This is a genomic window from Colwellia demingiae, from assembly GCF_007954275.1.
In the GTDB taxonomy this organism is placed as follows: domain Bacteria; phylum Pseudomonadota; class Gammaproteobacteria; order Enterobacterales; family Alteromonadaceae; genus Colwellia; species Colwellia demingiae.
The window spans coordinates 613616-631498 of the sequence record NZ_VOLT01000002.1; the positions used below are offsets into that span (position 1 = coordinate 613616).

Annotated in this window: 16 protein-coding genes; 3 read left to right on the plus strand and 13 right to left on the minus strand. The window is 36.3% G+C overall.

Annotation, left to right across the window (positions count from 1 at the left end; all coding sequences use genetic code 11):
- Nucleotides 1–25 precede the first annotated feature (25 nt).
- The 13 genes from ESZ36_RS05395 to rpmH form a co-directional block, all read right to left on the minus strand.
- A complete protein-coding gene (locus ESZ36_RS05395; protein WP_146784561.1) occupies nt 26–1294 on the minus strand; it encodes an ABC transporter permease in 1269 nt (422 codons plus the stop codon).
- A 2-nt stretch (nt 1295–1296) separates the two neighbouring features.
- On the minus strand, nt 1297–2568 hold the full coding sequence (locus ESZ36_RS05400) for an ABC transporter permease (protein WP_146784564.1): 1272 nt from the start codon (nt 2566–2568) through the stop codon (nt 1297–1299).
- 64 nt (nt 2569–2632) lie between these two features.
- Entirely contained in the window at nt 2633–3376 is a 744-nt protein-coding gene (locus tag ESZ36_RS05405) for an outer membrane lipoprotein-sorting protein (RefSeq protein ID WP_146784566.1), read from the minus strand.
- A gap of 157 nt (nt 3377–3533) precedes the next feature.
- The gene (locus tag ESZ36_RS05410; RefSeq protein ID WP_146784569.1) at nt 3534–4436 is read right to left on the minus strand and encodes a ParB/RepB/Spo0J family partition protein; all 903 of its coding nucleotides are present in this window, start codon (nt 4434–4436) and stop codon (nt 3534–3536) included.
- A gap of 14 nt (nt 4437–4450) precedes the next feature.
- Nucleotides 4451–5257 (minus strand): ParA family protein, encoded by an 807-nt coding sequence (locus ESZ36_RS05415; protein WP_011045763.1) that lies wholly within the window; start codon nt 5255–5257, stop codon nt 4451–4453.
- Between the two features lie 291 nt (nt 5258–5548).
- Nucleotides 5549–6178 carry a 16S rRNA (guanine(527)-N(7))-methyltransferase RsmG gene (rsmG, locus tag ESZ36_RS05420; protein WP_146784572.1) on the minus strand — a complete coding sequence of 210 codons (630 nt, stop codon included), beginning with the start codon at nt 6176–6178 and terminating at the stop codon, nt 5549–5551.
- A 73-nt stretch (nt 6179–6251) separates the two neighbouring features.
- Nucleotides 6252–8141 carry a tRNA uridine-5-carboxymethylaminomethyl(34) synthesis enzyme MnmG gene (gene mnmG / locus ESZ36_RS05425; RefSeq protein ID WP_146784575.1) on the minus strand — a complete coding sequence of 630 codons (1890 nt, stop codon included), beginning with the start codon at nt 8139–8141 and terminating at the stop codon, nt 6252–6254.
- Between the two features lie 458 nt (nt 8142–8599).
- Entirely contained in the window at nt 8600–9097 is a 498-nt protein-coding gene (locus ESZ36_RS05430; RefSeq protein ID WP_146784578.1) for a flavodoxin domain-containing protein, read from the minus strand.
- 542 nt (nt 9098–9639) lie between these two features.
- Nucleotides 9640–11040, minus strand: coding sequence for a tRNA uridine-5-carboxymethylaminomethyl(34) synthesis GTPase MnmE (gene mnmE / locus ESZ36_RS05435; RefSeq protein ID WP_146784581.1), 1401 nt, complete (start codon nt 11038–11040; stop codon nt 9640–9642).
- A 155-nt stretch (nt 11041–11195) separates the two neighbouring features.
- On the minus strand, nt 11196–12836 hold the full coding sequence (gene yidC, locus ESZ36_RS05440; RefSeq protein ID WP_146784584.1) for a membrane protein insertase YidC: 1641 nt from the start codon (nt 12834–12836) through the stop codon (nt 11196–11198).
- Between the two features lie 123 nt (nt 12837–12959).
- Nucleotides 12960–13208 carry a membrane protein insertion efficiency factor YidD gene (gene yidD / locus ESZ36_RS05445; protein ID WP_146784587.1) on the minus strand — a complete coding sequence of 83 codons (249 nt, stop codon included), beginning with the start codon at nt 13206–13208 and terminating at the stop codon, nt 12960–12962.
- On the minus strand, nt 13175–13561 hold the full coding sequence (gene rnpA, locus ESZ36_RS05450; RefSeq protein ID WP_146784590.1) for a ribonuclease P protein component: 387 nt from the start codon (nt 13559–13561) through the stop codon (nt 13175–13177). The genes yidD and rnpA overlap by 34 nt, the downstream gene beginning before the upstream one ends.
- A 43-nt stretch (nt 13562–13604) precedes the next feature.
- Entirely contained in the window at nt 13605–13739 is a 135-nt protein-coding gene (gene rpmH, locus ESZ36_RS05455) for a 50S ribosomal protein L34 (protein WP_011045771.1), read from the minus strand.
- A gap of 442 nt (nt 13740–14181) precedes the next feature.
- On the opposite strand from rpmH, the gene dnaA reads away from it, so the two are divergent.
- Genes dnaA through recF form a run of 3 tightly spaced genes read left to right on the plus strand, consistent with a single transcriptional unit; the run spans nt 14182 to nt 17876 of the window.
- Nucleotides 14182–15567: a chromosomal replication initiator protein DnaA gene (gene dnaA, locus ESZ36_RS05460; RefSeq protein WP_146784593.1), complete on the plus strand. Its 1386-nt coding sequence runs from the start codon at nt 14182–14184 to the stop codon at nt 15565–15567.
- A 38-nt stretch (nt 15568–15605) separates the two neighbouring features.
- Nucleotides 15606–16709 carry a DNA polymerase III subunit beta gene (dnaN, locus tag ESZ36_RS05465; RefSeq protein ID WP_146784596.1) on the plus strand — a complete coding sequence of 368 codons (1104 nt, stop codon included), beginning with the start codon at nt 15606–15608 and terminating at the stop codon, nt 16707–16709.
- A 36-nt stretch (nt 16710–16745) separates the two neighbouring features.
- Nucleotides 16746–17876 carry a DNA replication/repair protein RecF gene (recF, locus tag ESZ36_RS05470; protein WP_146784599.1) on the plus strand — a complete coding sequence of 377 codons (1131 nt, stop codon included), beginning with the start codon at nt 16746–16748 and terminating at the stop codon, nt 17874–17876.
- The last annotated feature ends 7 nt before the right edge of the window (nt 17877–17883 follow it).

The window sequence follows — 17883 nt, forward strand, 5'->3', positions numbered from 1 at the left end:
TATTTATTAACGGTTAGTTAAAAAGTTAAAGCGTTTTTCGCATGGCAAAAGAAGGTTGTAAACGCGATGCATGAAAAGCAGGGTATAAACTCGCAATCAGTGTAACGGCTAAAGTCGCTAAGCCCATAGTGGCAAAACTGCTGGCGTCGAGTATTAAATATATGGGTTCATTTAAGGTCAACCCTGACATTTCTAATTCGGAGTAATCTATACCGATAATAGAGCCCCAATAGCACAAGACAAAAGCCATTAATAAACCAACGGTTACGCTTAACAATCCAATAAAAAAACCTTCCAACATTATTTGATAAAAAAGCTGCTTAGCACGTGTTCCTATGGCCAGTAAAATACCAAACTCTGTTTGTCGCTCAAAAATAGACATAAACATAGTATTTATTAAGCCTAAGCAAACCAATATATACATTATGATTGAAACGATAAGTGTCGAGTACTTGGTCATAGCAAGCATACTACTCAGTTGGGGTACTAACTCTTTCCAGCTTAAGGTTTCTATTTGATCATTATTGAGTGTTTGCCAAAAAGGTAAACTTTTATCTTCAGCTTGGTGTAAGTGTTGTAATCGTAGGGCAACTTCATGCACACCGGTAATATTTAATAATTTTTGTCCTTGTGCCAAGTTTATAAAAGCCATGCCAATATCCATGTTTCTTTCATTAAAACTGAATAAACCTGAAACACGAAACAGTGCTTGGGATAAATCGCCACCATTTGCCTCTGAAACAGTAACAACTAACCGGTCACCTAAACTAATTTCTAATAAATCAGCAAGTTGTTCTCCTATGATTATTTCACCATCAATTCCTGATAAATAATCACCTTGAGTTACCGCCAACTTTAACTTACTTACTTGTGCTTCTTTTATCGCATCTATGCCATAAACAATTGCTGAGGCAACATTTTCTGAGGAAGAGGTCATTGCGCCCGTTAACACCCTTGGTGCAAACGCTTGAATGGCTGTGGTGGTATTAAGTTGCTGATAAAGCGTCGTGGTATCTTCGATATATAGGTCTATATCGTTCGCCTCACGAAACCCCACTCGATGAATTTGTCCTTCTCCTAAGAAGGTTTGTGTGCTGATTTCCACCATGGTTTCAACCATGCCACGCACAAAAGCATCAGTAAATAAAATAGCCGCCAAGCTGCATGAAATAAGTAATACAGTTAATAATGTTCTGCGAGTATTTCTAAAAATACTGCGTTTAGCTAAACGTGAAATTAAAGTAGCTGGTGAGGATGCTTTATCTAGTTTAGGTGCCTCTGTTGCCCTAGTCATCTTTAAACCGCCTGTAATGCTTTTAACGGTGAGATTTTAGCTGCCCTAATAGCAGGAATGAAACTGACTATTAACGTACTGCTAATAACAACAATTGATGGTAATAACACCACAAACCAGCTTACTTCACCTAGCATGGTATCAAATATAATACCTCCCATATCTATTGGCTCTGGCATAGATATACCGACACCGGCTAACCAAAAACAAACAGGTAAGGCTAATGCCAATCCAATTAAACAACTGATAATAGCTAACACAAAAGACTCTAGCATTATCAAGGTAAAAACAGCTACAGGCCGAGTACCAATAGCCTTTAAGACTCCAAACTCACGTGTTCGCTCTAATGTGCCCATTAAAATAGTATTTAATACGCCAATTGAGACAATAAATATAATAATGCCCATAGAGACATAACTGCCTTTTTTATCAGCCTGCATACTCTTATAAAAAGAGGATTCAACCACTTGCCAAGGGTCTACACTTAAACTTTTATTTTTAAGCGCTAATTGAGTGTTAACCGCGAATTTTCTTGCTTCGCTTTGACTCGATAAAATTATAGCTAGCTCATGAACTTTACTGGTATCACCTTGCATTGATAAAAACTCTCGCATGGCTGATAAATGAATATAAACATTCATGCGCTCATATGAACCTACATCACCAACAATGGCGACAACTTCAAAAATATCATTGGCGATAGAGCCATCAATACCTTGAGAGATAAGTACCAATTCGTCACCTATAGTCAGTTGCAAGTTTTTAGCCAGAGTAAATCCGACCATAGCAGGGAAATAACCGTCTGTGCTTATTTGATTACCATCAAGATTAGTTACCTGATTAATTACCTCGCTAGTTAAGAAATGCCCTTCACTAATTTTATTTTCCAAACGTGTTGTTTTAGCTTCGCGATCGGGATCAATACCAATAACTTGAGCCGGAAAGGTTTTATTTTTACCATAAGCTAAAGAAGGGCTATAAATTCTAGGGGCCACACCCAATACTAAGGGTTGTTGCTCTAATTGAGTAATGATCTCGTCAGCATGGTTGATCGTTTTATATAAAGAAGGGCGCTCAAGGTAGTTTTCTTTATGAATTTGGACATGACCAGTATGATCTTGGGTAAATATATTAATAATATTGCTATAACTTCCCTCTGACATAGACAAAGTTAAGCAAAGCAAAAAGAAGCCTCCGCCCATACTCAGTAAAGTTAACAGTGAGCGGCGGCAATTACGTAATATGTTGCGAAAAGCAAGTTTTACTATCAGCATGAGTCTTTATATTTATCCTTATAAAACAAGAGTAAAATAAGCTAAAAAGCAATATATAAAGTAATTAAAAGCGCGTTTGTAAATTTCGTAGCGTGAAAACATTATCACCCAAATCAATATCAAATTCGGCTTCAACGTATTCAATAACCGTTTTATGGCCTGTTTTATTTAAAGGTATCATTGTCATAATAGCTGGCATTTTTTTACCTGAAAAATCCTTAATATTACTAAACGTCATGGTGCGTACTTTGACACCTTTTTCGTTAAAATAACTCTGTTCCAACGGTAATAAGGTTTTTTGATTAACAATAAATTCTATTTTTCCCCAAACAGTCACGGTATCTTTTTTAGGTACTAACGTCAGACGATAATTTTCACCTTCAACACTTTTCGATACTTGATATTCTTTAACTAATGAAACTTCACGCACCAAGTCATCGTTAGTAAAATCTGATCCCATCCAAGATCCCATCATCATTGATGGCGGAACTTTAATAACTTTGTTTATTTTAGGGAAAAAATTCCACATCTCTTTATCTTTTTTCAAGGTAGCCACACCACGATCTTTTCTTGGTGATAATACCCGAATAAAAGTATCGTCCATACCTATGGTCCAGCTTTGCATTTCCAGGGTACGTTGCCAATTAGGCGTGATAATTTGCATTTTCATCGTTGAAATGGAACTTTTAGAGCGAAATAACTCATCCATTTTTTGTAATAGTACTGCGGCGTCGTCATCCGCAAAACAGGAGAGACTTGTCAAAAACATAGCAAGGGATAATAGGGGGGATGAAAGCAACTTGAGCATAAGCTAATCCTTAAGCTAATTTAGACAGTTAAGACATAAATTTACTATACCAAGTAAATTTAATAAAGCTTACTAATATTAGCCACTTCTTACATTTTTTAAACAAAAAAACCAGCACTAGGCTGGTTTTTATAGAGATATATTTCACAAAGTTAAATTATCTTATTTTTGTTAAAATCTCATCTAATTTATCAAGATTGGTATAAGAAATAACTAACTTGCCCTTACCTTTTTGGTTATGGCTAATCGAAACTTTCGCACCAAACTTTTCAGCTAAGCCTTGCTCCAATTCTATCGTCTCAATAGCTTTTTCAACTTTCTCTTTTTCAACTACCGGATTTTGAATATTTTTAATTAAAGTTTCAGTTTCTCTTACTGTTAACTCTTTAGTCGCAACAGTTTGCGCTGCAGAAGTTTGTACTTCACCTTCTAATGCTAATAAAGCACGGGCATGACCCATTTCAATATCACCATTTTCTAAAAGGTTTTTTACTTCTTCATTTAATTTATTTAAACGCAATAAGTTACTCACCGTAGTACGTGATTTACCAACAGCAATAGCTACTTCTTCATGAGTTAAATCAAATTCCATTAATAAGCGTTCTAATGCAACAGCTTCTTCCATGGCATTAAGATCTTCACGTTGAATATTCTCAATAAGTGCAATTGCTACCGCTGATTCATCAGGTACGTTTTTAACTAAACAAGGAATAATATCAAGCTGTGCTAACTTAGCAGCACGCCATCGACGTTCACCGGCGATGATTTCATATTGATCCCCAGCGATCAAACGTACAACAATCGGTTGAATAATACCTTGCGATTGAATAGATAATGACAACTCTTCAAGACCTGCATCAGACATTTCACGACGCGGCTGATATTTACCAGGTGTTAACTTGGAAATAGGTAGTTTAAGCAGTTCATTATCTGTCGCTTTTACGCTATTGCTTGCTTCAGTAGTATCTGTTTGGTGCTCTACTGCTGGAATCGCTGGTGATAATAGGGCATCAAGACCACGACCTAAGCGACTAGCGCCTTTACGTTTTGCTGTACTCATAATTTTCCTTTGTGCTAGCTGGCAACACTGGCCTTAGCTTGCGGAGATTTTTTAGCATAATCATTTTTACGTAATACTTCACCGGCAAGCGCTAAATAAGCTTTGGCGCCCGTTGAAGATTTATCGTAATACATGGCTGGTGTACCAAAACTTGGCGCTTCAGCTAAACGAACATTTCGAGGAATTACACTGCGATAAACTTTATCACCAAAATGTCGTTTTAATTGTTCAGATACATCATTAGCTAAGCGATTTCGTGGATCATACATAGTGCGAAGAATGCCTTCAATATGTAATTTATCATTCACCACTGACGTTAACTTAGTAATGGTGTCCATTAGCGCCGTTAGACCTTCTAATGCATAGTATTCACATTGCATTGGCACAAGAACCGAGTCTGCTGCAGTCATAGCGTTAACGGTAAGCATATTCAATGATGGTGGACAATCTATGATGATGAAGTCATAAAAGTCTTTTACTGGCGCTAAAGCGTTTTTTAAACGCTGTTCACGAGCATATACTTCCATTAGCTTTATTTCAGCTGCTGTAACGTCAGCATTGGCCGAAATTAAATGATAAAGACCTGACGTTTCTTTAATGACAACGTCTTCAACACTTTGCTCTTCAACTAATAATTCATAACAAGTCGCGTGAACTTGGTATTTATCAACGCCACTAGCCATAGTAGCGTTGCCTTGGGGATCTAAATCGATTAATAAAACTTTGCGTTTCGTCGCCGCCAACGAGGCAGCCAAATTTACCGCGGTAGTAGTTTTACCCACACCACCTTTTTGATTTGCAACTGCTATGATTTTTCCCACAAGCACCTCTAATGTTATGTTATACCAATTACATTAAATTTATTATCAACTCAGAGCTATATTAGCGAGCTTATAACAATAAAAATTGGTTAAACATAGTTAGTCTATCTTTTATTAATTTTATGCAGTTATTAGTTTGCTAATAAGCTCCCAAAGGGCGAGTTTAAAAGGCATATATGCTGCGTTATTAATTTTGATAAGGGAATAACCATTATCATCAATTAATGCCTTGCCTCTAAGCCTTTTATTTCCCGCTGAGTGGCCAATAACTTAATGGACTTGGTATTATTTCTAGTGCAACTTCTTCAGTACTAGTACATGGCGTTCACCAACCAAGTCAGGCACGATAATTTCATGACTATCTACTAAAGTAATATTTTCAGGTAATTGTGAGATCTCATCCTGAGGATATTGCCCTTTGAGTGCAAAAAATCGTCCTTGCTCTGTGGTAATTAAGTGCTTACACCAGCTTACCATATCATTAAGAGAAGAAAAGGCACGACTTAATACCCCATCAAAAGGTTCCTCACCTTGATACTCTTCAACCCTTGCTTTGACTGGTGTCACATTAGTGAGCTTTAATTGAAAAACCACTTGTCTAAGAAAAGTAATACGCTTACCTAGACTGTCTAGTAAAACAAAATTTCTTTCTGGATACAAAATAGCCAGTGGTATGCCTGGTAAACCAGGACCCGTTCCAACATCAATAAAGTTCTTACCTATAAGAACTTCGCCCACCATTAAACTATCCATAATATGTTTAACTAGCATTTCACTAGGATCACGAACGGAAGTCAGATTATAAGCTTTATTCCATTTATTGAGTAACTCAACGTATTGAATAAGTAAATCGATTTGTTCTTGAGATACGACAAGCTGCGTTTTACTAATCAGTGTCGTTAATTGCTGTGATAAAGTCATTTTTATTTAGACGAGCCTGACTAATTAACGTTAAGTTAAAAGTTAATTAGCGGATCGCCCCTACCTATTGCTTTTACGCTAATTTGCGTAAAAGACCGTGTTTTTTTAAGTAGACCAATAATAACGAAATTGCCGCCGGAGTAATACCAGAAATTCGTGATGCTTTACCAATAGTTTCTGGACAAGCATCTTTTAACTTAGCTACAACTTCATTAGATAGGCCTGAAATTTGTTGATAATCAAAATCTCTCGGGATTTTAGTATCTTCATTACGTTTTTTCTTGGCTATTTCATCTAACTGTCTGTCGATATAACCCGCATATTTAGTTTGAATTTCAATTTGCTCAGAAGCTTGTCTATCTTGTATCGCAGGGCCTAAACCTTCGATCTTCATTAGATCGGTATAATTGACTTCTGGACGACGAATTAAGTCTTCTAAGTTAGCTTCTTTACTCATTGGTGTTTTCAGTAAGGCATTAATTTGGTCTATTTTTGTATGATCCTTTTGTACCCAAGTAGATCGTAATCGTTGACGTTCAAGTTCAACGTTTTCCATCTTTTCATTAAATCGTTGCCAGCGAGCATCATCAACTAAGCCAATTTTACGACCTTCCTCTGTTAAACGAATATCAGCGTTGTCTTCACGAAGCAATAAACGATATTCAGCGCGAGAAGTAAACATGCGATAAGGTTCTTTAGTACCTAGCGTTGCTAAATCATCAATTAACACGCCCATGTAAGCTTGATCTCGACCAAGTGTGAACTCATCACGCTCTTTAACTCTGTTAGCAGCATTAGCTCCAGCGATAAGTCCTTGAGCACCCGCTTCTTCATAGCCAGTGGTACCATTAATTTGTCCGGCAAAATATAAATTTTGAACGAATTTACTTTCTAAACTCTGTTTTAAATCACGAGGATCGAAGTAGTCATATTCAATTGCATAACCAGGACGGGTAATAAAAGCGTTTTCAAAGCCTTTAATTGAACGGACTAAATTCATTTGTACATCAAAAGGTAAACTAGTTGAAATACCATTTGGGTATACTTCATGGGTAGTTAGCCCTTCAGGCTCAACAAATATTTGATGCGAGTTTTTATCTGCAAAACGAGTGATTTTGTCTTCAATAGATGGACAATATCTTGGACCTACGCCTTCAATTACACCGGTATACATTGGAGAACGATCTAAACCATCACGAATATGTTGGTGAGTTTGTTCATTGGTATGTGTGATATAACAAGATACTTGTTCAGGATGATCCGCTTGTGATCCCATGAAAGAAAACACAGGGCGAGGTGAATCACCTGCTTGCTCTTCCATAACAGAAAAATCTAATGATCTTGCGTCTAACCTAGGTGGAGTACCGGTTTTTAAACGATCCATTCTAAACGGCATATCTCGCATTTTTGCTGCTAGATTCACACTAGCAGGATCACCTGCTCGTCCACCTTGGTAGTTATTCAAGCCAATATGAATAAGCCCTGAAAGGAAAGTACCTACCGTAAGTACCACACTTTTACCTTTAAATTTAAGGCCCATTTGTGTTGATACACCGACTACACGATCGTTTTCAAGGATCAAGTCATCACAAGGTTGTTGGAAAATAGTTAGATTTTCTTGGTTTTCTAATACGTTACGAACGTAGTTACGATATAAAATGCGATCCGCTTGAGCACGAGTTGCTCTAACCGCAGGGCCTTTGCTTGAATTTAAAGTTCTAAATTGAATAGCACTATGATCAATGGCCGTTGCCATCAAACCACCCAGTGCGTCAATTTCTTTAACCAAATGACCTTTGCCGATACCGCCAATGGCAGGGTTACAAGACATTTGGCCTAGCGTGTCAATGTTATGGGTTAACAACAAAGTTTTGCAGCCCATACGCGCAGCAGCAAGTGAGGCCTCGGTTCCCGCATGACCACCACCAACAACAATTACGTCATAAGACTCTTGATACCACATAAAATAACAATCCTGCTTGATTAAAATTAGTTAAAGTTTTTATTTAAAGTCATTTGCAAAATTTACAAGACTCAAAAATTAGGGAACGTATTTTACCGCTTTTTTCTCTTCAGGGATACGATCAAATGTGTAAAAAAGATCGGAGCTGATCCTTAATATATAAAAAGAGATCTTTAGAAAGATCTTATTATTATTACTTATTAGGATCGTTATTTTCTGTGGGTAAGTGCTTTTTCCTTTTATTTATTAATAACTAACGACAATGATAACCTTGTGATCAACCTTTGATCAATCAGCAAATAACCTTTGATCAAAATGGCAAGTTATACACAGGACGATTTATTATGTATTTAATCAACTGAATAATAATAGTAAATTAACTGGTTATTAACTGTTTTATCCACAATGGCTAAAAAACAGATCGTAAACTGTTGATAACTTATGGGTAAGTGATCACGTTAGATCGAAAGCAGATCTTTATTTGTACTGATCCACTGCTGTGCAAGATCTTCTGGATCGATATCTTCTGACATATCTAAGGTTTTAATTTGTACTATTTCTTTGCAACTCATTGATATTAATAGGCTTGATAAATCTATTGCTGCTTTACAAAATGTATCATAGCTAGAATCTCCGATCCCAATGGTTAAAAAACTAACCGTGGATAGATCTTGATCACAATTACCTAGATCACTAACAAATTGTTTGATGTTGTCAGGGTAGTCACCTGCACCATGTGTAGAGGTACAAATGATCCAAATAGGATTTTTGACAAAATTACTGTCGTTATTTTGTTCGTTATGCGCAGTAAAAGTGTTGTTGATGACGTTATTAAGATCCGGTTTAAGGTGAATATCAACGTTATGATCAAGTTTTTTTAGGGTTTCTTCACAAGCTTCTGCTACATATTCTGTGCCACCAAGCATACTTCCAACAATGATTTGAATTGCGCTCATAGAGGGTCTCTTTAGTTTATAAGGGGAATTTATAGTGCATATTTACCCTATTATATTACTTAATAATGGATAAAAATAAGCTTTTCGATCGAATATAATAAGTATATTTACTAAATTTTTACTTAATATTGTTTTGAATTACTAATACCAAGTTGATTAAGTTCTTTCTCACTCAGCGAGAGTTAAAGGGTTTAGAAACAAGGCATTGGTTGAAGATAATGGTTATTCCCTTGTCAAAATCAATAACGCAGCATCTGAACCCTTTAAACTCGCCCTATGGGAGCTTATTCAATGCCCACTAACATCGTTAAATTTATGTGGTTTAGAATGACTAGACCTAAACAAATCTGCCTTGTTATTGAACATTGAATACAGCTCTGAGTTGGGAAGAAATTTAATCAAATTGGTATAACATTTACTAGCGCGGAATAGGGCACTGTAGGCACTGTAATAAGGATTAATACGCAGGGATTTTTGGTGATAACAACAGAGGTAAAAGGCTTACCTCTGTTTATTTTAATCGAAAGGGGTATTAATATTGGCTATTTTCCAATACAAAAAGAGCTAAATATTTTACCTAGTAAGTCATCACTGGTGAATTCCCCAGTAATTTGATCTAATTCTTGCTGACAAATACGCAGTTCTTCTGCCAATATTTCACCGGCCACGTAAGATTCAAGTTGATCTAAGCCGACAAGTAAATGCTGGTGTGTATTCTCTAGTGCCACTAAGTGACGTCTTCTTGCCATAAAGCCACCCTCAGTACTACCTTGGTAACCCATAATCGTTTTTAAGTGCTCTTTAAGGCTATTAACGCCTTCACCCGTTTTTGCTGACAAAGTAATAATGGCATGTTGTGTACCATCGGTGTCGGTAAACTCGGTAAAACCAGTTTTGCTATTATTAACATCAGCTTTATTTCTGATAAGCGTTAGACCAATATTTTCTGGTAGTTTGGCAAAAAACTCAGGGTAGTAATCTTTAATATCTTGTTCATCTTCTAAGATACCGTGATCTTCACTGGCATCAACCATTAACAAAACACGATCGGCTTTATTGATTTCTTGCCACGCACGCTCAATGCCTATTTTCTCAACCACATCATCACTGTCACGTAATCCTGCGGTATCAATAATATGTAATGGCATGCCATCAATATGAATTTGTTCAGCTAGCACATCTCGAGTAGTACCTGCTATATCGGTAACTATGGCGGTTTGTTTGCCACTTAATGCATTAAGCAAGCTAGATTTACCGGCATTGGGACGACCTGCAATCACTACACGCATTCCTTCACGAATAATACTTCCTTGTTGGGCTTGCTTACGAACGTCTTCTACTTGGCTGATTATCGCTTTTAAATCGGTGACTATTTTCTTATCAGCAAGAAAATCAATTTCTTCTTCTGGAAAATCAATGGCAGCTTCCACATACATACGCAGGTGAATGATACTTTCGACCATTTCGTTGACTAGTTTTGAGAAGTCACCTTGTAAAGAGTGCAGGGCAGAACGGGCTGCTTGTTCTGAACTTGAGTTAATTAAATCAGCAATTGCTTCTGCTTGGGTTAAATCGAGTTTGTCATTCAAAAATGCCTGTTCACTGAATTCACCAGGTTTAGCCATAATAACTTTGGGTAGAGCAAGTATTGCTTTGAGTAACATATCTAAAATAACAGGACCGCCGTGGCCTTGAAATTCAATAACATCTTCACCGGTAAATGAATTGGGGGCTTTGAAATAGAGTGCTATTCCCTGGTCTAATACCTGTGTTTTATCTAAAAAGGGTAAATATTCAGCTTTTCTTACTTCGGGTAGTTTACCTAAAATAGCTTGAGCAACATTTTTAGCTTCAGGGCCTGATACTCTAATAATACCGACGCCACCACGTCCAGGTGCGGTTGCTTGTGCGGCGATTGTCGTTGTTTGAGAAATTGATGTCATAGCGAGGTAATTAATTCAAATATTGGTTGTTAACTATTTTACTTTATTTCAAAGGTAAATGCCTAAAAGTTAAATACCCAAAAATAGAAAAGGCGATTACTGTGTTATCAGTAATCGCCTTTCAATTTGTTTTTTAAGTTAGTTCTTTACAAATGTTATGCTGCTTTTTCTGCTTTTTCTGCTTTTTTCTTAGCAATACCAGCAAATATAATTTTCATTTGTGTAATTGAAATTAAGTTACTTACTAACCAGTAAAGTACTAAACCAGATGGGAACCAAGCCATGAATATTGAGAATACTACTGGCATATATTGCATGATTTTTTGCTGCATTGGATCTTGAATTGTCATCGGTTGCATTTTTTGCATTACATACATACTTATACCCATAAGTACTGGTAATACGAAGAACGGGTCCATTGCTGATAAATCTTGAATCCAGAATACAAACGGTGCATGGCGTAATTCAACACTTTCTAAGAATACCCAGTAAAGTGCTAAGAAAATTGGCATTTGTAGTATTAGTGGTAAACAACCGCCTGCTGGGTTTACCTTTTCTTTACGATACATTTCCATTGTGGCTTGTGACATTTTTTGTCTGTCATCACCAAAGCGTTCTTTTAGTTGCGCCATTTTCGGTGCTAAGTCACGCATTTTAGCCATTGAGGTATATTGCGCTTTCGTTAATGGATACATACCACCTTTAACAATTAAGGTGATACAGATAATAGCTACACCCCAGTTAATAACGAAGCTTTGGATAGTTAGTAGCAACCAGAATAATGGTTGACTGATCATCCATAAGAAACCGTAGTCTATGGTTAAGTCTAAATTCGGGGCTATTTTTTCTAATACTTCTTGGTCTTTAGGACCAGCATAAAATATTGCTGAAGTAGAACCTTGCTTACCCGCATCAATAATTACTGCTGGAGCTTTAAAACCAATGACCGCTTCAAAGTTATTACTATATGTTGTATAAATTTGGTTGCTGTCTTTTGCGTTTGGTACCCAAGCTGAAACAAAATAATGTTCAAGCATTGCAATCCAGCCGCCTGCAGTTACTTTATTTAAGTTTGCTTCTTCAATATCATCAAAATCGTATTTTTCATAACGTTCTTCTGTTGTTGAGTAAGCAGCACCGCGGTAGGTTGGTAACATGCCACCACCAGTTTCTACTACTGAAGATTGCTTAAGTTGACCATACATTTGTACAGAAACGCTGTTAGGCGTGTTGTTGTCAATTAAGTAATCAACATTAACGCTGTAGCTATTTTTATTAAAAGTAAATCGTTTAGTTACCGACATACCACTAACATCATGAAAAACTAAATCAACAATTAAATTGTCATTTGTTAATTCATAACTGCTTTGCGCACTTGTGTATATAGGGCGACCTTTGATTGTACGGTCAATACCGTTAGCGCCTGTTAAACCACTTTGAGCAATATATTTTTGATTACCATTTTGTAAAATAGTAAAAGGGATATCGTTACCTTGCTCAGTATCAAATTTTCGTAACTTAGCTTCAACAATATCACCACCTTGACTATTAATTTTTAAGATTAATGTATCAGTGGTAACCGTAATTAATTTTGCAGAAATATCGGTTGATTTTACTGAGTTTAGCTGGGCATCTGAAGATTCAGGTACGAAGTCTGCGCTGGCATTTTCACCTGACTGGTTTTGGCTAATACTTGTTTGCTCAGGAACTACGGCATTTTGTTGCTGCCATTGGCTAAACAGTAAGTAGGTAACAACCATAAGCGCAATAAAAAGTAGACTGCGTTGGGATTCCATAAAATTAACTTCTCTTCTTTGTTGGCAGGGGATTATTTTCCCGTGCATAATTTAAATTTGATAAGTGCGTGGCATATTAATATAGGTTCGCTTGATAACCTACTATCTTTTAGTCTAGGTAGGCTATTTACTCTTTTTTATTGGTGGAACCGGATCTTCGCCGCCTTCATTGAGCGGATGACATCTTAATATACGTTTGCTTGCTAACCAACTACCTTTTATTACACCAAAGCGATTAATGGCTTCGGTTGCATAGACAGAACAGCTTGGAGTGAATCTACAATTAGAACCTAGTAACGGACTAATAAAGCGTTGATAGCCTTTTATACCAGTTATTACTAGTTTTTGTGGCGCTGAATTATTTTTCGCCATATCTTCTCTAATTCCTGATTTATCGCCTTGTTATCAAGTTGATCAATACCAGATTTTACCATGACGACTATATCGATAGCAGGTAAATTATCTTGATTTAAGCGGAAACTTTCTCTGACTTGCCTTTTTACGCGATTACGCTGCACAGCAAGTTTTACTCGTTTTTTAGCAATAGCTAAGCCTAAACGGTTTTTGGCAATTGAATTATTTTTATCAGAGACGAGGGTATGAGGTTTTGGTGTTACTAATAAAGTAAAGTGGCGAGAGCCAAAGCGGATAGGTTTAGAAAAAACCGTTTGAAAATGACCGGGAGTCAACAAACGTGACTCCCGATTAAATTTGTAAGTAGTCATAGTCTGACTACCTTATATCAAATATTGTAAACAATGTTTGATACTATGCGCTAAGACGTGCACGGCCTTTGGCACGACGACGAGCTATAACAGCACGTCCGTTTTTAGTTGCCATACGAGCACGGAATCCGTGGTTACGCTTACGCTTTAATACGCTAGGTTGAAATGTTCTTTTCATTACGCTAATCCGTCGGTTGTTGTTGCCCTGGCAAAACAGCCTATTGAGCACACATGTCTAAAAAATGAGGCCGAATATTAAAGCTTACGAGAGGAATTGTCAATGACTTATGTCAGCTATTTTCACAATGATCCTCACTTTTTAATCAAGGATCATTGTGATCTTCATTGGTATCACTAATGATATTCACAGTTTTATCACATTAGCGTTTTATTATCTGAATAACTAATTCAGTTAAATGCTGGTTTAAAGTAAAATTAACTGATAAATAGTATACTTTTTTTTGTTAATATTCTTTAGTTTTATATAAGTTTAACAATAGGTTAACTTTATGTAATTAAAAAACAATTATAATAGTTAAAAGTCAATATTGCACTTGTGGATAACTCAATAGATAATAGCGTTCAGAAAAATAATAACCTAGTTACTACTGGAGTTTTGGTTGGATCATTCCCCTTGGCAAAGATGCCTATCTGTTCTACAAGAAGAATTGCCTGCTCAGCAATTTAGTATGTGGATCCGACCCTTACAATGCGTTATAAATGATAATGTTATGACGCTTTATGCTCCTAATCGCTTTGTTTTAGATTGGGTTAGAGACAAATATGTAAATCGTATAAATGAACTTCTTACAATTAACGAATCAAATAATCCATTATTACTTCGTTTTGATGTTGGTAGTAAACCGACTATTGAAAATTCCATTACCAATAGTTCAATGACTAGAAATACTGGTGGCAATGAATCGCTATTTGCCAAAGCCACTTCAGCGCCCAAAGTTGCTGAGCCAGAAAGTAATATTCCGAAGAAAACCAATGTACGCCTAAATTACACTTTCGAAAATTTCGTTGAGGGTAAATCTAATCAACTTGCTCGAGCTGCGGCTTCGCAAGTTGCAGATAATCCGGGTACTGCTTACAACCCTTTATTTATTTATGGTGGTACCGGTTTAGGTAAGACGCATTTATTACATGCTGTCGGTAATGGGATTTTGCTCAATAAACCCAATGCTAAAATTGCTTATATGCATTCAGAGAGATTTGTGCAAGATATGGTTAGAGCATTACAAAATAATGCGATGGAAAAGTTTAAGCAATACTATCGTAGTGTTGACGCATTACTTATTGATGATATCCAATTTTTTGCTGGTAAAGAACGAACTCAAGAAGAGTTTTTTCACACTTTTAACGCCTTACTTGAAGGAAATCAGCAGGTTATATTGACCAGTGATCGATATCCAAAAGAAATTAATGGTGTAGATGATAGATTAAAATCTCGATTTGGCTGGGGCTTAACTTTAGCAATAGAACCACCAGAGCTTGAAACGCGGGTTGCTATATTAAAACGCAAAGCACAAGAAAGTCAGATTAATTTGGCTGATGAAGTTGCCTTTTTTATTGCCAAACGTCTTCGATCTAATGTTCGTGAATTGGAAGGGGCTTTAAATCGTGTTATCGCTAATGCCAATTTTACGGGTCGTGCTATTACCATTGACTTCGTCCGTGAAGCTTTACGAGATTTACTCGCCTTACAAGATAAACTCGTTACTATAGATAATATCCAACGAACTGTTGCCGAATATTATAAAATTAAAATAGCAGACTTGTTATCAAAACGACGAAATCGCTCTGTTGCTCGACCTCGCCAAATTGCCATGGCATTATCTAAAGAGTTAACCAACCACAGCTTGCCTGAAATTGGTGATGCATTTGGTGGTCGAGATCATACAACGGTTTTACATGCCTGCCGTAAAGTTAAGTCCTTACGTGAAGAAACGCATGATATTAAAGAAGATTATTCAAATTTAATCAGAACACTTTCATCTTAATTATTAAAAATAAAAACAGCACTTAAGCAGGTACCAAAATGAAGTTTTCACTGAATAGGGAATTATTACTTAAACCATTATTATTGGTTTCTGGCGCAGTAGAACGTAAGAGTACGTTGCCAATTTTAAGTAATATACTTTTTGAAGTTAGTGGTCAGTCACTTACTTTGACAGCCACGGATTTAGAACTCGAGATGGTTGCTTATGCTGAAATTCAGAATCAAGGAGACGATGGTAAGATCACTATTCCGGCTCGTAAATTATTAGATATATGTAAAAGTCTACCAGATGGTTCTTTAATTTCTTTTGAAGTAATAGATGAAACTATTAAGTTATCTTCAGGTCGTAGTAAATATTTACTTTCTACGTTACCAGCTGTCGATTTTCCAAATATTGAAGAATGGAAAGGAGATGTTGAATTTCAGCTTTTGAAATCTGAATTTTTACGTTTAATTGAAAGCACTCATTTCTCGATGGCTAACCAAGATGTTCGTTATTACTTAAACGGAATGTCTATTGAAAGTGAAGGTAATGAAATTCGTTCAGTGGCTACGGATGGTCATCGTCTGGCTATTTGTAAGATTTCAAATGAAACTTTAGCATTACCAGCTAGACAAGTTATTGTTCCGCGTAAAGGTATACTTGAAATAATTCGTCTACTTGCTCCTGTTGATGAAACAGTGCAAGTGTTTTTAGGCTCTAATCACATTCGCATTATTGATAGTGAGTTCTCCTTCACCAGTAAATTGGTCGACGGTCGATTCCCTGATTACAGAAGAGTATTACCGAGAAATGGCGATAAGGTTTTTGAAACTAACAAAGATGCACTTCGCCAGGTTTTATCACGTGCCTCAATTTTATCTAATGATAAATTTAAAGGTGTTCGTTTAAACTTCTCAAATACTAATTTGAAAATTACGGCCAATAACCCAGAGCAAGAACAAGCAGAGGAAGAAATTGAAATTAATTTTCCTTATGGTGATCTAGAGATTGGCTTTAACGTTAGTTATGTACTTGATGTATTAAGTGCTATCAAAGACGAAAATGTTAAATTTACTTTAGCGGATGCAAACAGTAGTGTAGTAATAGAAGGTAGTAACAACGGTGAAGCGCTTTATGTTGTTATGCCGATGCGTTTATAGATTATATATTTTAGTGAATAGGTGTTTTTTTTACTGATGAGTGTTGCTAGGCTTACTACGTATAATTTTAGAAATTTATTATCTGTTGCTATAGACTTACACCCTAAACTTAATTTTTTCGTTGGTGATAATGGCAGCGGAAAAAGTAGCTTACTTGAAGCTATATTTTTTTTGGGTCATGGGAAATCATTTCGCACGAGTAAAGTAGAGCATCTTGCAAGTTATGAAACTGATAATTTTGTTGTTAGTGTTAAGGATGTAAACAATTTACAACTAGGCTTAAGTAAACATTTGCACACAGGTGTTACGCTCATTAAAATTAATGGAGAGCGTCATGCTCGTTTATCTGAGTTAGCCAAGAATATAGCAGTACAAATAGTCACTCCTGAAAGTTTTAAACTTTTTTTTGGTGGACCGAAAGAACGTCGTCGTTTTGTTGAATTAGGTATGTTTCACGTGAAACATGATTCATCTAAACAGTGGCGCGAATTCAACAGAGTACTAAAACAACGTAATGCTTGCATTAGACATAATTTAGATAAAGCGACATTTGATTACTGGACCAGTCTGTTTTGCCAACTTTCGGAAGACGTTGCTGAAGTTAGAAATGAATATATAACTAACTTAATTGCGGAGCTACCTTTTTGGCTAGAACTTTTATTACCTAGTATTGCTGATAAAGTTACTGTTCAATATTTGCAGGGTTGGCCACAAAAGAAGAATTTAATTGATGCGTTAAGTGATAGCCATGAAAGAGAACAAGCTTTTGGTTATAGTATTTATGGAGCGCACAAATTTGATGTGAAATTTCTCATCGCAAAGCAGGCATTAGAAAGTCAGCTTTCTAGGGGACAACAAAAGTTGTTTTTACTGGCATTAACATTTGCACAGGCTAAATTGATTGCAAGAGTTAATCGAGTAAAACCAATTTTACTTATTGACGACATAGGTGCTGAATTAGATGCTAATTCTAGAGAATCTTTGTCAACGGCTTTAAGTGTTTTGGATTGCCAAGTAATTATTACGGCAATAGAAGAGGGTGTATTACAACCTTTTATTAATAATGATTCAGTTACTAATAAAGAGAGTAGTAAAAATAAATATCACATGTTTCACGTGAAACATGGTGGTATATTACCTGTGAATAATTCAGTTAAGATTGAGTAGGCAAAAA

Coding starts and splice junctions, on each gene's coding strand:
- dnaN (WP_146784596.1), top strand. CDS start 15,606: ATGAAGTTTTCACTGAATAGGGAATTATTACTTAAACCATTATTATTG.
- ESZ36_RS05410 (WP_146784569.1), bottom strand. CDS start 4,436: ATGAGTACAGCAAAACGTAAAGGCGCTAGTCGCTTAGGTCGTGGTCTT.
- yidC (WP_146784584.1), bottom strand. CDS start 12,836: ATGGAATCCCAACGCAGTCTACTTTTTATTGCGCTTATGGTTGTTACC.
- mnmE (WP_146784581.1), bottom strand. CDS start 11,040: ATGACATCAATTTCTCAAACAACGACAATCGCCGCACAAGCAACCGCA.
- yidD (WP_146784587.1), bottom strand. CDS start 13,208: ATGGCGAAAAATAATTCAGCGCCACAAAAACTAGTAATAACTGGTATA.
- ESZ36_RS05395 (WP_146784561.1), bottom strand. CDS start 1,294: ATGACTAGGGCAACAGAGGCACCTAAACTAGATAAAGCATCCTCACCA.
- rnpA (WP_146784590.1), bottom strand. CDS start 13,561: ATGACTACTTACAAATTTAATCGGGAGTCACGTTTGTTGACTCCCGGT.
- ESZ36_RS05405 (WP_146784566.1), bottom strand. CDS start 3,376: ATGCTCAAGTTGCTTTCATCCCCCCTATTATCCCTTGCTATGTTTTTG.
- mnmG (WP_146784575.1), bottom strand. CDS start 8,141: ATGTGGTATCAAGAGTCTTATGACGTAATTGTTGTTGGTGGTGGTCAT.
- rpmH (WP_011045771.1), bottom strand. CDS start 13,739: ATGAAAAGAACATTTCAACCTAGCGTATTAAAGCGTAAGCGTAACCAC.
- rsmG (WP_146784572.1), bottom strand. CDS start 6,178: ATGACTTTATCACAGCAATTAACGACACTGATTAGTAAAACGCAGCTT.
- ESZ36_RS05400 (WP_146784564.1), bottom strand. CDS start 2,568: ATGCTGATAGTAAAACTTGCTTTTCGCAACATATTACGTAATTGCCGC.
- recF (WP_146784599.1), top strand. CDS start 16,746: ATGAGTGTTGCTAGGCTTACTACGTATAATTTTAGAAATTTATTATCT.
- ESZ36_RS05430 (WP_146784578.1), bottom strand. CDS start 9,097: ATGAGCGCAATTCAAATCATTGTTGGAAGTATGCTTGGTGGCACAGAA.